The organism is Peptoniphilus sp., from assembly GCF_022767005.1.
Classification (GTDB): domain Bacteria; phylum Bacillota; class Clostridia; order Tissierellales; family Peptoniphilaceae; genus Peptoniphilus_A.
Genome location: NZ_JALEOV010000025.1, coordinates 1 through 15,407, shown reverse-complemented (window position 1 = coordinate 15,407; position 15,407 = coordinate 1). Strand labels below are relative to the sequence as shown.

General features: G+C 29.6%; 13 protein-coding genes. 3 read left to right on the top strand and 10 right to left on the bottom strand.

Annotation, left to right across the window (positions count from 1 at the left end):
• Nucleotides 1-12 precede the first annotated feature (12 nt).
• The 6 genes from MR285_RS01900 to MR285_RS01875 form a co-directional block, all read right to left on the bottom strand.
• A complete protein-coding gene (locus MR285_RS01900; protein WP_075660163.1) occupies nt 13-591 on the bottom strand; it encodes a BMC domain-containing protein in 579 nt (192 codons plus the stop codon).
• Complete coding sequence (locus MR285_RS01895; protein WP_075660162.1) at nt 584-1,108, bottom strand: hypothetical protein; 525 nt, start codon at nt 1,106-1,108, stop codon at nt 584-586. The genes MR285_RS01900 and MR285_RS01895 overlap by 8 nt, the downstream gene beginning before the upstream one ends.
• An 81-nt stretch (nt 1,109-1,189) precedes the next feature.
• On the bottom strand, nt 1,190-1,471 hold the full coding sequence (gene pduA, locus MR285_RS01890; RefSeq protein WP_075660161.1) for a propanediol utilization microcompartment protein PduA: 282 nt from the start codon (nt 1,469-1,471) through the stop codon (nt 1,190-1,192).
• Nucleotides 1,472-1,494: 23 nt separating this feature from the next.
• The gene (gene pduB, locus MR285_RS01885) at nt 1,495-2,280 is read right to left on the bottom strand and encodes a propanediol utilization microcompartment protein PduB (RefSeq protein WP_075660160.1); all 786 of its coding nucleotides are present in this window, start codon (nt 2,278-2,280) and stop codon (nt 1,495-1,497) included.
• Between the two features lie 9 nt (nt 2,281-2,289).
• Nucleotides 2,290-3,207 carry a glycyl-radical enzyme activating protein gene (locus MR285_RS01880; RefSeq protein ID WP_075660159.1) on the bottom strand — a complete coding sequence of 306 codons (918 nt, stop codon included), beginning with the start codon at nt 3,205-3,207 and terminating at the stop codon, nt 2,290-2,292.
• 49 nt (nt 3,208-3,256) lie between these two features.
• Nucleotides 3,257-5,830 (bottom strand): glycyl radical protein, encoded by a 2,574-nt coding sequence (locus MR285_RS01875; protein ID WP_293557482.1) that lies wholly within the window; start codon nt 5,828-5,830, stop codon nt 3,257-3,259.
• Nucleotides 5,831-6,116: 286 nt separating this feature from the next.
• On the opposite strand from MR285_RS01875, the gene MR285_RS01870 reads away from it, so the two are divergent.
• The 3 genes from MR285_RS01870 to MR285_RS01860 are packed head-to-tail and all read left to right on the top strand — an operon-like array spanning nt 6,117 to nt 8,954.
• On the top strand, nt 6,117-6,647 hold the full coding sequence (locus MR285_RS01870; protein WP_293557481.1) for a BMC domain-containing protein: 531 nt from the start codon (nt 6,117-6,119) through the stop codon (nt 6,645-6,647).
• Nucleotides 6,638-8,356 carry a DUF4037 domain-containing protein gene (locus MR285_RS01865; RefSeq protein ID WP_293557480.1) on the top strand — a complete coding sequence of 573 codons (1,719 nt, stop codon included), beginning with the start codon at nt 6,638-6,640 and terminating at the stop codon, nt 8,354-8,356. The genes MR285_RS01870 and MR285_RS01865 overlap by 10 nt, the downstream gene beginning before the upstream one ends.
• 7 nt (nt 8,357-8,363) lie before the next feature.
• Entirely contained in the window at nt 8,364-8,954 is a 591-nt protein-coding gene (locus tag MR285_RS01860; RefSeq protein ID WP_293557479.1) for a DUF4125 family protein, read from the top strand.
• A 610-nt stretch (nt 8,955-9,564) separates the two neighbouring features.
• Here the strand turns inward: MR285_RS01860 and MR285_RS01855 are convergent.
• The 4 genes from MR285_RS01855 to MR285_RS01840 form a co-directional block, all read right to left on the bottom strand.
• Nucleotides 9,565-11,043 carry a histidine ammonia-lyase gene (locus tag MR285_RS01855; RefSeq protein ID WP_293557478.1) on the bottom strand — a complete coding sequence of 493 codons (1,479 nt, stop codon included), beginning with the start codon at nt 11,041-11,043 and terminating at the stop codon, nt 9,565-9,567.
• A gap of 723 nt (nt 11,044-11,766) precedes the next feature.
• Nucleotides 11,767-12,717: a DUF3644 domain-containing protein gene (locus tag MR285_RS01850; protein ID WP_293557477.1), complete on the bottom strand. Its 951-nt coding sequence runs from the start codon at nt 12,715-12,717 to the stop codon at nt 11,767-11,769.
• A gap of 47 nt (nt 12,718-12,764) precedes the next feature.
• On the bottom strand, nt 12,765-14,366 hold the full coding sequence (locus MR285_RS01845; protein WP_293557476.1) for a restriction endonuclease subunit S: 1,602 nt from the start codon (nt 14,364-14,366) through the stop codon (nt 12,765-12,767).
• Entirely contained in the window at nt 14,353-15,282 is a 930-nt protein-coding gene (locus MR285_RS01840) for an N-6 DNA methylase (protein ID WP_293557475.1), read from the bottom strand. The genes MR285_RS01845 and MR285_RS01840 overlap by 14 nt, the downstream gene beginning before the upstream one ends.
• Between the last annotated feature and the right edge of the window lie 125 nt (nt 15,283-15,407).

Sequence of the window (15,407 nt, the reverse complement as noted above, 5' to 3'; positions counted from 1 at the left end):
TATCTCAGAATTTTATCTTTTAGTATTATCCGATTCCTCTTCTAAATTTTTTTCATCGATTTTTTTATCATTATTATCTACTTCCATGCTTTTTTCTTTAACACTTGCTTTCTTTTCAGCTTTAGCTTCAGGTTTAACTTCTTTTATTTCTTTTTTAGCTACTGGTTTTTCCACGTCTTTTGATTGAGGCTTGGTTTTAAGTTTTGCAGTAGTTTTAGATTCACCTGCATTTAAAGTTGTTTTTATTTCTTTTTTATTAACTGTTTCTCTTTTATCTTCTTTTATTGGCTTAAAGCTTTTTTCTTCTCTATTTTCCCTATCTAAATCAAATACAATATCAAGTCCACTGGCAGGTCTTGGTATAACTTTTGATGAAACGAATTTATCGAATGAAATAGCTAAACTTTTCCCAGAATCTACAGCAGCTTTAACAGCTCCAACATCTCCTGAAACTTTTACAGTAACAAACCCCATACCTTTTGTAATTTCAATGTTTTCCATTTTTATATTTGCCGCCTTAAGCATTGTGTCAGCAACAATAATGGCATTTGTAAGACCTATTACTTCAACAAGTCCTAGTGCTCTATTCATACTTATTCACTTCCTCTATGTCAACTATTTTTACTCCGTAACTTAAAATTTCGTCATAATATCCTAATAATTTGTCGATATATCTTTTAGGTTCTCTACCAGTTACCTTTTTAACTGTTTCTTTCCATAAATATACATCTTTGCCATTTTCAAAAAGCTTCATAACTAACTTAGACTCTAATTCGTCTTCGTTAAATAAAATTACATTTACAATGTTTTTTAATTTTATATTAAGGAAAAAAGCATCATTTTCTGCAATTTGATCTAATTTTTCACAATCCAGATAAATTATCTCATCCCATTTGAGATAATTACTGATTTTATTTATATAGCAATCACTTAACTTCTTGCTAATAACACAACTCTTATTTATATTAAGTGTCTTTATCGCATCAAGGGCTACAAAATATCTATTATCCCATGGATTTGAGAATATAAAGTTAATTCTTTTTTTATTGGACATTTGAAGAATTATTTTCTTTAATATTTCTTCAAATTCTTCTCTATTTATATTCATTAAATCACCTATGTCATATGAATAGAAAAGTTAAAATACAAAGTCGTATTTTAACTTTTCAAAAATGTTTATGGCTTAATATTATTTGTCGAAATGAGGAATAATTTTTTCAGTGTCAGTATGTGGTCTTGGGATTACATGAACGGAAACAACTTCACCAACAACTCTGGCTGATGCAGCCCCTGCATCAGTGGCTGCTTTGACTGCCCCTACATCTCCTCTAACCATTACAGTTACTAAACCAGAACCAATCTTTTCATATCCTACTAAACTTACATTAGCTGCCTTTACCATAGCATCTGCAGCTTCTATTGCTCCTACTAAACCTTTTGTTTCAACCATTCCTAATGCGTCTGAATTCATAATTTACCTCCTGATTTTAATTTTTAAATATATGGACTTGTTGTTGATTTAGGTTCATCCCCTAAAGCACCAAGTAATTTTTTACCAACGTCAATTGAAGCCTTAACAGCTTGACGAACTGCTCCAGAATCTCCTGTAAAAGTTAGTATAACTTCGTTTGAGAAACTTGTTCCCTGTGCCGGTGAAGAATATCCTACTACTTCAACATTTGCTGCTTTAACAGCTACATCGGCAAGCACTGTACCTATAGCTGCCGGAGCTCCTATTACCATTCCAAAACTCTTTCCAATTGGTGTTCCAAAAGATTTTTCTAGGCAATAGCTTGCTCTTGCAGTGTATTGAAATTCAAGGTGTCCTGCATCATTTTCATAAACATCTCCAAAATATTTTGGAAGAACGTCTAGTGCAATTTCAACCGCACGTCTAGCATCAGACACATCTTCAGCTCCAATATAAATTAAAGATCCGTGTCCTGCTCCACCCTTTGTGTCTCTTGGTAGTTCTACTGTAACAACTTCAGTATTAGTTGCTTTAACAGCATCGTCAACCGCCATAATTTGTGGACCTGCTCCAGTTCTTGAGCCAATAATTCCTATTGATTTATATTTTCCTAAGTCCAATTTATCTACTAATAGTGGATCTACGCTTGCTATTACTAGACCTATCGTATCTCCAATTGATGTTCCAACAAATTCTGTAACATCTACTTTTTTACATGTGCCAGAACAATTTTCTACAGATTCTTTTTTATCCATTCCTAATTCATTAGAAACTTGCCCCATTATTTTTTCTAATAATTCTTTATCCATACTATCTCCTTAGCCTCCAACTTGGCATACTAAGCCATTAGATTCTACAAATTTCTTCAATTTATCTACATATTCATTATCTAATTTTTCTAAATTAGATAATTCATAATCCCTACCTAATAAATAATATTTACCTTCTCCATAATTATGGTATGGTAAAATGTGAAGTTCTCTAACATTTGGAAGAGTCTTTACAAAAGATACAATATCTCCAAACTCTTTCATATCAGCATTTACTCCAGGGACTGTAGGCACCCTTATAATCGTTTCAGATAGACTTTGTATTAGCATTGCATTTTTCTTTATAAGCTTATTACTTACTCCAGTCGCTTTTTTGTGTATCTCATCGTTGTTGGCTTTCATATCAAGTAAAACTAAATCTACATGAGGTATAACCTCTCTTATTGCCTCTTCAGAAACATAGCCTTCAGTTTCTATTGCTGTGTGCCAACCTCTTGCCTTGCAGGCTCTAAATATTTCTTTTGCAAAACCCACCTGCATCATTGCTTCGCCACCTGATAATGTAACTCCGCCATTGGAACTTATATAGTATTTTTCATCTTTTTTAAGTTCCTCAATAACTTCAGCTACTGTCATCTCTTTACCTTTAACCTCTAGAGCACTAGATGGACAAACATTAGCACACTCTTCACACATTATACACTTATCTCTATCTATAAAATTAAGGTTATTTGCATCAAGTGCACCTTGTTTGCAAGCTTTTATACAAAGACCACAGTGAATACAAAGAATTCTTCTAAACATAAGCTCTTTTTCTCTTCTTTGTGATTCTGGGTTCGAACACCAAATACATCTCAAGGGACAACCTTTTAAAAATACTATGGTTCTAATTCCAGGACCGTCATTTATAGAATATCTTTGTATATCAAATACGACGCCCTTTTCATTGTAGTTTATAGAATCCATAGTCACCTCCACTTACATACTGTGTTCTATTTCTTCTTATAATTTTGCCTTACATTATGTGCTCTGTTCTGTTAATGATATCGTCTTGAACTTCTTTTGCTAATGTTACGAAGTGAGCAGAATATCCAGCTACACGTACTAGTAAGTCTTTATGATCTTCTGGATGTTCTTGAGCGTCTATTAGTGTTTGCCTATCTACAACGTTAAATTGAACGTGAGCACCCTTTTGATCAAAGTAAGACCTAATAATAGCTACGAAATTCTTTAGTCCTTTTTCTCCTTCTACGGCTTTTGGAGAGAATTTTTGATTATAAAGCGTACCATTTGACGCTTGAAAGTGTGGTAACTTAGCTACAGAGTTTGCCGCAGCTGTTGGTCCATGAGAGTCTTTACCTTGTCTTGGACTTACACCATCAGCAAGTGGTGTATGAGCCGCTCTACCATCCGGAAGTGCTCCTACATCTTTACCAAATAATACATTTGCAGATACCGGATAAATACCTGCTTGGAATGCTCCTCCTCTTGGATTTACATATTTGTCAACCTCATCGCAATAAATTTTAGCAGCTCTGATTGCAAATTTATCACAAAGCTCATTGTCGTTACCAAAGCTTTCTGTATTATCAAGAATCTTTTGAATAGTCTTAAATTGACCAGTTTGTTCAGATCCACATCCACAAGTATTAGCTTGTAAATAATCTCCACCAGTTAATTTACTTTCAAGCTCGTCTACATTTATAGAACCAGTAGAAGCAAGAATCTTTTTAACTGCATCGTAAATTTCAGCTTCGTTCATTTCTCCAACCTTAGCAGAAACTGTTTGAGTATTACATCCGCATCCTGGAACTAGAGAATCTGATAAACCAAAGTTTTCTTCTAGAGCGTGTTTTAAATCTATTAGAGAAATTTTCTTGTCTTCAAATACATTCTTATATATTGCATATAAAGAGTCTCCAGAGTCAGCTACACCAAATGCTTGAGGTCCTGTGAAGTTATAAATAGCTCCACCAGATTGAACTGACTTCCCTCTCTTGATGCAATCATCAACCATAGCTGACATGAAAGGTAGATTTCCTCTAGCTGCGTGAGCATAGTCAACACAGTTATCAGCTTCAGCTAAATATTTAACAAAGTATTCCATTTGTTTTTGATATGCATCAAAGATGTCATCGATATTTTTCATATCTTCTAATTCGCCAGTCTTAGGCCCAAGTTGTTTTCCATTACATCTACCATTGTTAAGTGCAATTTCAAGTACTTTTGCAATATTAAAGAACGCAGCATCATGCCATCCTTCTGTTCTATGTCCAGCTTGTGGTTCTACACATCCGATGATTGAGTAATCTCTTGCATCTTCAAGTTTAACTCCTCTAGATACTAGGTTAAGAATTATTACTTCGTCATTGTAGAATGCAGGAACACCATATCCAAGTCTAGAAACTTCACATGCTCTTAATAGGAACTCATATGGTGAATTTTGATGAACTCTAACTGAGAATGAAGGTGCTGGTAATGCAACGTGAGCTACAGCTTCCATACACATATAAGAAATATCATTTGTCGCATCTACGCCTTCTCCATCTACACCCCCTACACATAGGTTTTGGAATACTGCATATCCAGCGAAAGCTTGAGCTGAAACTTCATCACGAGTTTTGTTAATATCATTTAATTTAACCCATATACAATCGATAAGTTCTTGGGCAAAATCTTTTGTAATATTTTTATCATTTTTATATGGTGGATACATATATTGGTCAAATCTTCCTGGAGAAATTGAGTGTCCGTTAGATTCAATTTGTACTAATATTTGTACGAACCAGAATGCTTGACAAGCTTCCCAGAAATCTCTAGCACCATATTCGGGAACTCTCATGCAATTTGAAGAAATTCTTAAAAGTTCTTGCTTTCTTTGAGGATTTGTTTCTTGATTTGCAAGTTCTTCAGCTTTTTTAGCGTATCTATGTGCAAAATTAATTGCTGCGTTGTAAGAAATAATAACAGCTTTGTAGAATTGCATTTTTTGAATTGATATTGGATCAGAATCATCGAGATCATTCATAGCTTTTACAGTTTGTTCTATAACCCCTCTAAAACCATACTTAATGATCTTTTCATAATCTACATTTACATGACCAACACCACCAAAGTAATAATTACCAACTGTAAAGATCCCATTAGCCATGCAATCTTTAGCTTCGTCACTCATAAGGCTTGTTGCATAATCATATGTCGTCTTACCTTTCCAATATTTGAATATTTCGTGTAATTCTTTTTTAGTTTTTTCTGGAATTACAAACGGATCTGCCATACGAGTTGCCATTGTGTCAAATTCTGCTTCAACCCATTCATATGAGAACTCTGGGCAAAGACCTGTCGATCTAGGATTAACAGTAATTGAACCTACTATTAATTCATCATCCCTAATAGTAACTGGAAGTTCGTTAAATATTTTTTCAACAGCTTTTGCTCTTCTTAAAATATTTGTAAGACCTTCTGTTTCCTTATAAGATTCAGTTATTAATCTTGCTCTATCAGATTCAACTACTGGTACAGCATCGATTATTACTTGTCTTAATCTCTTAATTCTTTCTGTAGGTTGTGAAAACCCTTTTTCCAACATAGAATACCTCCTATTTTTTTATTTTGTGCTTATGTATTAATCAAGCTTGAAGTAATTATATAATACTGTGTCGGAATGATGAAATAAAATGCAAACCATTGCATTGTAAAATTAAGACTTTTAAATTTGTAGTTTTATTAACTTTTAGTTATAGTCATCTTCGTAATTTAAATTTTTAGTAAGAAATAACTCAAAACAAACTTTTAATTGTAATATCAAAACATTTTCTTCAACTTTATTGAATTCCATTTCTTATTTACATAAAATAAATTAAAGGAGTGATTTTATGTTGTCTTCTTTTTTACTCGCTGAGTTTCAGAGCATAGCCACTGGTTACAAGGAAATGAATAATGTTCTTCTAAATTATCCGGTTGATCTTTTTTTATCTAAAAATGTATGTCCTGGAAGAATGCTATTTATCTTAAATGGAAATGAAAGCGATATATTAGAAATAAATAAATATTTTAAGTCTAAAAAAATTTCTTCTATCTATATACTTAATATTCATGAAGAAATAATCGAAAAAATCAATACCACAAAAAAACCTACGAATATTTCATCTTTTATGATTTGTGAGTTTAAAAATAGCATCTGTGCAATGAAGGCATCTGACTTATGTGTTAAAGAAGCTAACATAGAGTTAGTAAAACTTGAATTTCGCATTGGTCTTTTTGGCAAAAGTATTTCTGTATTTAACGGACTACTTTCAAATCTTCAAAGTTCTAAAACTGCCATATTAAATAATTTACCTAATAATGATATAGTTGCTATTGAAATAATTGAAAATCCAGTAGGAGAAATAATAAAATGTATTTAGAAAAACTTGAAAATTTACAAAAAAAATACCATTCTCTTTTAAGAGATGGACGAGAAATGGAAATGCTTCCTATAATAGAGGAGGCTATAAACTTGGCCTTTGAAAACAAGGACAATAAAAAATTAATCGAAGTTTTAAATGACTATGGCGGAGCACTTAGAAATACAGGGAATTACGAAAAGAGCATAAAGAGTTTAAATCTTGCTAAAACAATATTCGAAAAATATTTTGATACGAATTCTGAAGCCTATGCAAATACAATTATGAATTTGGCAAATGCTTATAGAATGAACTCAAATAAAAAAGAAGCTATTAGACTATTTGAAGAAGCTAATTCAATATATGAAGTTTTAAACTTATACAACTACTCTTATGCATCAAATGCAAATAATTTAGCACTTTTATATTTGGAAGATAATAATGCAGAAAAAGCCTATAACCTTTTAAAATCAGCAGAAGAAATATTAAAAAGTATCCCACATCATAGCATTCAACTTGCAACTACATATAATAATTTATTTGATGTTTCTCTCAAGCTGAATAAAATTAGTGAAGCAAAAGAATATATCTTTAAGGCTAAAGATTTTCTTGAAAGTAAGATTTCCCCTAATAACCCACTTTATGCAAGTGTACTCAACAACCTTGCAAAATATTATTTTAATATAGGTGATATTGAAAAAAGTAAATCTCTTTATATAATATCTAAAAAAATTATAGGAAATACTTATGGAAAAGAAAGTGAAGCTTATAAAAATATAGAAAGCAATTTAAATTTTATCGAAAAAAAATCAGATACTGTTTTAACATTTGATGCTGCTGGCAAAAATTTAAAAAAAGGTCTCGAAATATCAGAAGATTTTTATTTAAATGAAGTAAAGCCTTTCGTTTTAAAAAATTACCCCGATCTTTTTAGATACTCTGCTTTTGGTTTAATTGGAGAAGGTTCTGAATGTTACGGCTTTGATGATGAAATATCTCGGGATCATGATTTTATCAAAAAATGCTCTTGGTTCTTACCTAAAGATATTATGAGCCACGTTCCTGTAAATGAAATTAATTTAGGAGATGGAGTTATAAAAATTATTTCAATAGAAGATTTTTACAAATATTATACTCTTTTTGAAAAAGGTCCTTTAACTTTAAATGAATTTAGAAAAGTACCTCAAGATCTTTTATCAGTTGCTACAAATGGAAAAGTATTTGAAGATAACTATGGCAAATTTTCTTATATTAGGCAGAGGCTTTTAGCTTATTATCCAAAAGATTTAGTTTTAAAAAAATTAGCTTACCTTTGCAATAAAATTGCCCAATCAGGTCAATACAATTATCCAAGATGTTTAAAAAGAAATAATCTAATGGGAGCGCAAATTGCCCTTAGTGAATTCTTACAATATTATTGTGAGTTTATACATCTTATAAATAAAAAATATATGCCTTTCTATAAATGGCAATATAGCTCTTTAAAATCATTACCTTTACTTGGAGAATATACTTGCTCAAAATTTGATATTTTGTTGTCCTATAATGATGTTAATGAATCTTTAAAGAAAATCAAAATCATTGAAGAGTTATGTGAAAAATTAGTAAAATACTTAAATAAGGTTAAACTTTCAAACTCTCATGCTGACTTTTTAAAATATCATTCTTTTGAAATTGCACAAAGAATAAATAATATCGAATTGAAAAATGAAGATACATGGATAAAGTAGGATAAATATGAAAAACGATTCAATACCAAAAAAAAGAGATGAAACTCTTAAAAAAATTGTAATCAATGAATGGAACTTTTTTACTAACGTAAATAATATAGGTAAAAGGGCTTTTTGCCAGGATAATTCTTTTACATTTATATACTCTCGACTTTGTTACTGGAGTATATACAATGACATAATACTAACTTCTTACTTAAGTGATTTAATCAGTGCTAAGAAAGATAATAGAAATTTACTTACAGAAAAATATGCTTATATGATGCAGTATTCTGAACCTGAATATTTTAATAAAATAAAAAAATTTCTTCCAAATATTTCAAAACGCAAAAACACCTTGGTGAATTCTATAATGCTTATTTATATGTACTGGGAAGAAGATGTTAGAAAAAATGAACCCAAACTTTTAGACAATAACCGAGACTTATACGATTCATCACAAAGTGCTGCTAATACAACAATAGAAAATTATTTCAAAGGAGAACTTTACAGTTATTCTGAAACTACATTAAATCTTATACTTAAATATTATCTTAGTGCCTATCAAAAAGGGATAAATTTAGTTGAAAAAAATTTAAAATTTCTTATGGAAAAATAATTTAATTGAGTATGTAAAAAGTTTTGTGTATCAGCTCTTTCGACAGGATGTGAGCTGATATTTTTTCTAAAATCAAAAAATATACTTTTATTATGAAATTCTAATAGTTTAAATATTTATGACCTATGTTTTGTCACAATTAGACTAAAAGGTCGAGATTCATCAAAATCTTTCTTTTTGCCTAATTATCTAGTTTAAAAAAAATTTGAAGATTTTTGTCAAGAGCTGCTTTAAAGATCAGTGTGTAGTCTTTACTCTTGACTTAAAAATTCAAATTTTTTATTATGATAGATGCAAAAATTATATTCTATCCTAAAAAAATATCGATAGTTGTAAAAATATTTGATCCTATCTAATTTTTACTAATTGTTTTTTTCTTCCTCATAATGTTTTGCCATTACAATACCTCATGATACCTCTATTTATACTATATCATTTTTTGTTTTAATTTGTCCTATTTAGGATAGCTTATCCATTACAAGCAATTTATTTAATAATAAAATACATTTTTATAACTTGTCTAATATTTTCTTGTACTTATATTGATTTTTAAACTCCTTCTTTAATATTTAAATTAAGTACATTTAAGTGGAAGACTTTTGTTGAATTATTATATTAACTTTTCTTTTAGCATTTCATTTAATCTCTCAATATATGGATGAAATTTATAATCCTCTTTTAATTCAGGTATGAATTTTAATTTTTGATATATTTTATTTGTAATTTCACTACGTTTTAAGTTTGGATCGTTAAATCTATTTGCTTGATAAATTACAAGTAACTCAATTGCCATAATATATCTTAAATTTTCTATCTGTTTTAAAATTTTTTTTGAAGAATTAAATCCCATAGCAACATAATCTTCTTGATTTGCAGATGTTGGAATATTATCTATTATACCTGGAGTAGAATTTATTCTCATTTCATTTAAAATCCCTGCTTGTGTATACTGAACAATCATAAGTCCTGAATCCTCGCCATTGCCTTCGACTAAAAAAGCTGGTTTATTGGAAAGTGAACTATCTAGTAATCGAAATGTCCTTCGCTCACTCATTTTAGCAAGCATTGTCATTGCAATACAACAACAGTCCATTTCAAGACCAATATATGATGAATCAGCATTACAACCTGATATTACTTCAAATTCATCTAAATCTTGATATAAGATTGGGTTATCAGTACAAGAATTCATCTCTCTTAAAACTGTTTCTTCTGCCTCATTTATTTTCTTAAGAACAGGACCCATTAACTGAGGAATACATCTAATTGAAAGTGCATTTTGCAATGATTTATCATAATAGTATTTACATATTTCTGAACCTTCTAATATATCTAAAATATCTTGTGCTATATTTTTTTGCTCTATTTGTTTTCTTACCGACATAAGTCTTTTGTCTAAAAACCTTGTCGTTGCACAACTTACTTCTATTTCCATTGCAGATATTAGTTTATAATTTTCAAATAAAATTTTCATATCATTAATAGCTAAAATTGCAAATGCCGTTACAGATGTTGTCCCAGATATTAAAAAAAGAGCTTCTTTATATGATAATTCTAATGGTTTAATATTTAGTTCAGATAAAACTTCTTTAGAATCTACAAACTTTCCATCTTTGTAAAACTTTCCCTTTCCTATCGCTGCAAGTCCTATATGTGCTTCAAGATTTAAATAGCCAACAGATCCCTTTGATGGGACAAATGGATATAAATTTTTATTTAACATTTCTTTATAAAACTCAAGCGTACTAATTCTAACTCCACTATATCCTTTTATGCCATTCAAAATAATCATAAGCATTATTGCTCTTGTCTGTTGCTCATTTAAAGGTTCTCCAACTGATACAGCATGGGACATTAAAATTTTTTCTTGATATATTTTTGCACTTTCAAGAGAAATGTTTCTGTTGCTATTAGCTCCAAGTCCTGTTGTTACACCATATATAGGTCTATCACTTTCTATAGCTTCTTCTATTAATCTAGAAGATTTCTTTACTCTATTAATAGCCTTTTCACTAAAATCTATCTTCTCTCTACCATTTATTATTTTTATTGCTTCCTCTATTGTTAAGGTTCTGTCTAAATTAATCATTTAATTACTCCTAAACCATCTAGTTTTATTTTCATTCGACAATATCATATGTAAAAATGTCTTTATAGCTAATATTAATTCTACTATGAAAATAAATAATACGATAATCCTCTAGCAGCATCCAAGCTCTTTACACCTTAAGCCCTTGGTATAAACCTACATAAAAAGATAGACTAAACAATACAAATGTTAAAATCACAATTATTATAAATAAAGGTACTGTGATTTTTATACACTATCCTGAATTGAATCCTGCTGTTAATAAAACAATACACACATTGATATTACAGAGCTAAGTACCCTATTATCTATTATAATATATATTTTTTATAGCTTTGCAAATTTAGAAAATATAATATTGCTTTATCTTTGTCTAATGTTAAACTTAATTTCCCATAAATAAGGGACTTTTGCAAAAGCCCCTTATTCATGCCCAAGTGTAAATCACTTGGAACTATTATTCAGTTTATTCTTTTTTGACTGCAAATACCATTTGAGTACCAGTCGGACATTTTAATCCCAGTTGCAGTTTTTAATCTTATATAGCAATTGAATTTATATTGTTTATTATTTTTTGGAACTATTCCCACTCTTCTTTTGCAAAAGTACGAATGGTATGAAACCATTCAAAATACAGACTTTTAATTTTTTGTATCTCATTAAATTCGTTTAATTATAGGACATTTTTAAACTTTTTGTCCCGTTCCAGTCCCAGTACCGGAATTAAAATTTATTTTTTACACAGTAATTTCTAACTTCATTAACCCAATTTTCATACCAATACCATTGTCCTGAAACCCAGACACCAAAATTATATTTAGGATTTCTTCCATCACGTGATTTCCATAATTGTGTATGATAATGCATAGAGAATTTTGAAAAACCTTCATCTTTCATTTTATTTACTATTTCGCTAGGACGATATTTCTTTTTTTCTACACTTTTTAATAATACTCGTTCAACGTCTTTTGCATCAACACTACTTGCTGGTACAAACTCAATAGCTCTATCTGCCTGATTAGCTCTATTTACAGAAACAGGTACGTATACTATTTTATAGGAATATGATAAAGATTTTAATTCCTCATCGTCTAAATCAGATTCGAACTCTGTAATAAAATTTCTAACATTAATAGGAATATTAATATTAGCTTCATCTCTTAATAATTCTTCTTGTTCTGGTGAAAGAGGTGAAAATTGTATTGCTAGGCTTAAGTTATCTCTTATACTATGCTTTTTGCCAAACATTTTAGTTAATTCTTTATTATAATTTAAAGCACAAGCTTGTAATTTAGCTCCAATGTATTCATCAATATTGTCTGTCTTCTGATGTTCAATCTCATGTCTTATTCCTATTAAAAACTTTAGATTATTTGCAGTTCCTTTATCAAGTGGAGACTTTTTGTCATCAATACACCTTTCAAGTTCCCAATGTTTGTAAGCTCCATTTTTTGTTCTATCATATCTTTTTTGCTTACCATTCATCTTATAGTATCTGTAATCTATCCCACGCTTTCTATAATAAGCATGCATAAGATAAGTCCATGAAATAATAGCAGTTATGATAAACATTTCTGACTTAAACTTAATTGAAGGATTATTATAAATTTGTACAGCTGAAACCATCGCTTCTTTTGACTTGTCTAATAATTCATTTGAAATTGACCTACCCATATAACCTCCTTCTATCTGATTATATTATTGATCAATTATATACTTACTTATTTATTTGATTGATAATAGTTTAGAATTTTGTATTGCTCTTTTATCTCCTTTACTTGCATATATTTTTTCATATAATCAAAGTCAATATGTCCTAATCCATCTATAGGTAACAGTATTTTTTGTCTTTTAAGTCTTCCAGTTCCCATTTTATAGCCATACCCATATTTTTCTTTCTGTTTAGTAATAACTGATGTTAAAAATAAAGAAACATATTTATTTCTATATTTAGGAATTAACTTTCTTGTATCATTTCCATATAATGCTTTGTATTCATGATAAAAAGCATAACCAACAGATCCATTACGATTTACACTAATTGCTTTTTCTTCTATAGTTTTATTTTTATTTTCAACAAAATAACCTATGCCATTATTTTGAGCGGTTGCTGTTACATAAGGGGTATTTCCATCTATTCTTTCTCTTTCGTAAATATCTTTACCAGATTTAAGAGTAACAATATCTTCAAGCCAAAATTCTTTCCATTCTTTTTTATTAAGTGGTAGCAATTTTTTCTCATAAGAAATGGCTAACCTATATATATATATATATATATATTCAAGCACTTTTTCGAGCTTTTCAGTTTCTATTTTTTGCATAAATTGACTCATATACTCCCAGTGAGGTTCTCCATTTTTATCTGTTGGGAGAATAAATTTTTCGTTTTTTATTCTTTTATCATTTATTTCTCGATTGAAAGAATATTTTTCTTCGAGTCTTTTTACTATTGTAGCCATAAATAGATAAATATATTTATCAGCCTTATCTAAGGTTAAGGAGGTAACATGATCGCTTGCTATATATTCATATTCATGATAAAAACAAGAACCAACACTTCCACTATTTGCAAGGGTTAAATTGTTTTTAAATTTTCTTACCTTTTCATCATTTCCAATAAATCCATCTAATCCATTATTTAAAGATGTTGAAGAAATATAAGGCGTATTTCCATCTATATGGTCATCTTTTTTAAGTCTTTTTCCTCTTTGTATTTTTCTAAATACATCATTGAAATTAAATTCTTTCCACTCAACATCTTCAAGTCCCACTAGATCGAAAGAAGTTTCAAGCATTTTTTGTTCATAATAATTTATAACTTTTTGTGCAATTTCTTTTTGCTCTTGCTTGATATAGTCTTCCATAAATTGCCAATTAGGATTTTTATCTCTATCAATAGGTAATAAAACTATTCTATCTTTAAATCTGGTTCCCGTTAATCCCTTCCCATAGCCAAAGCCACAATTTTTAATGCTTGTCCTAAATGTTTGAACTAAAAACAAGCCTATTGACTTATTAATATTCTTATTGTAGATGCTATACATCTTATTTCCTGTAATATATTTAAATTCCTGATAAAAAAAATCTGCATTTTCGGCTCCTAAACTAATAGAATTGCTTCTATTAATTTTATAATTCTTATTATTTTTAATTATATCATCAAGTCCATTGTTTAATGAGGTTCTTGTTATATAAGGAGTTCCACATATTGCACATTCTAAATTTTCTTTATGATATGCTTTACAATTTTCAACTGTAAATATATCTTTTATCTTAAATTCTCCCCACTCAACATCATTAAGTGATAATCTATTTTGTTTCATAATCTTCACCATCTTCAGCAGCTAATAAAGATTTATCAATAAAAAATTCATCTTCTTTATCGTCTTCATCTTCTATTCCAAAAAGATACTCTCTGCCATGAGTAATCATATTAACCTCAAAGGTAATATAGTCAGCTATTGTGTTTCTAAAATCTTCATCCGTTGGTATCTCATCATTAAAATAATAAAAAGAATGTAGCCACTCATCATCAGCTTCTATAGTTGTACTTACACAAAACTTTGTTTCAGCTTCAACTCTATCAAACCATACATCAAGTAAATGTTGCTTTTTATCTTTTGCTGATGGAGTTTCAACAAGTCCAATGTGTTTTGCAACTTCAAAACCATCATCTTCAAAATTAATAAATTTACAAATTTTATCCTTATGATGAGGGATACCAGCAGTAAATATAGCAATACATGGATTTGTTCCTACACCATAAAAAGTATTTTTATTTAAAGTTATTACACCTTCTAAAGTATGTTTTTTTAAAATATTAGCTTTTGTTTCTTTTTCATATTTAGTTTTTCCTGTCATTGTAGATTGAGGTACAATAACTGCTACTCTTGCTCCTTCCACAAGTGATTTTAATAGATGCTCAGTGAATGATATTTCATAAAGATTAGGATTATCTTTAGAGCCTTGAGAGTATGGTGGATTCATCATTCCCACTGTGCAACCTTTTAATTGTAATTTTGCTGGATTTTGTTTTAAGAAATCTCGGTTTTCTAAATTACTTTTTCCATCTCCTCTTAGAATCATATTAGTAGTGGCAATAGTAAACATATAGGATTGGTCTTCTATTCCAAAAAGTTGATTTTTTCTAATATTATTTTTTTCAAAATCATCATCTGTTTTTTGTAACATATCATGCATAGCAGCGATTAAAAATCCAGCTGTTCCCTCTCGTGTCAAGCTAATGACAATAATTATATTAATGGATAATAAAATTAAAAGCAGTCAACTTTATTAAGTCAACTGCTTTTTTAAAATATTATATTACTTTAACCCATTAAATAATTTGTAACTTTCAAATATGG

Coding starts and splice junctions, on each gene's coding strand:
- MR285_RS01855 (WP_293557478.1), bottom strand. CDS start 11,043: ATGATTAATTTAGACAGAACCTTAACAATAGAGGAAGCAATAAAAATA.
- MR285_RS01900 (WP_075660163.1), bottom strand. CDS start 591: ATGAATAGAGCACTAGGACTTGTTGAAGTAATAGGTCTTACAAATGCC.
- MR285_RS01850 (WP_293557477.1), bottom strand. CDS start 12,717: ATGGGTAGGTCAATTTCAAATGAATTATTAGACAAGTCAAAAGAAGCG.
- MR285_RS01880 (WP_075660159.1), bottom strand. CDS start 3,207: ATGGATTCTATAAACTACAATGAAAAGGGCGTCGTATTTGATATACAA.
- MR285_RS01865 (WP_293557480.1), top strand. CDS start 6,638: ATGTATTTAGAAAAACTTGAAAATTTACAAAAAAAATACCATTCTCTT.
- MR285_RS01845 (WP_293557476.1), bottom strand. CDS start 14,366: ATGAAACAAAATAGATTATCACTTAATGATGTTGAGTGGGGAGAATTT.
- MR285_RS01870 (WP_293557481.1), top strand. CDS start 6,117: ATGTTGTCTTCTTTTTTACTCGCTGAGTTTCAGAGCATAGCCACTGGT.
- MR285_RS01860 (WP_293557479.1), top strand. CDS start 8,364: ATGAAAAACGATTCAATACCAAAAAAAAGAGATGAAACTCTTAAAAAA.
- pduB (WP_075660160.1), bottom strand. CDS start 2,280: ATGGATAAAGAATTATTAGAAAAAATAATGGGGCAAGTTTCTAATGAA.
- MR285_RS01875 (WP_293557482.1), bottom strand. CDS start 5,830: ATGTTGGAAAAAGGGTTTTCACAACCTACAGAAAGAATTAAGAGATTA.
- pduA (WP_075660161.1), bottom strand. CDS start 1,471: ATGAATTCAGACGCATTAGGAATGGTTGAAACAAAAGGTTTAGTAGGA.
- MR285_RS01895 (WP_075660162.1), bottom strand. CDS start 1,108: ATGAATATAAATAGAGAAGAATTTGAAGAAATATTAAAGAAAATAATT.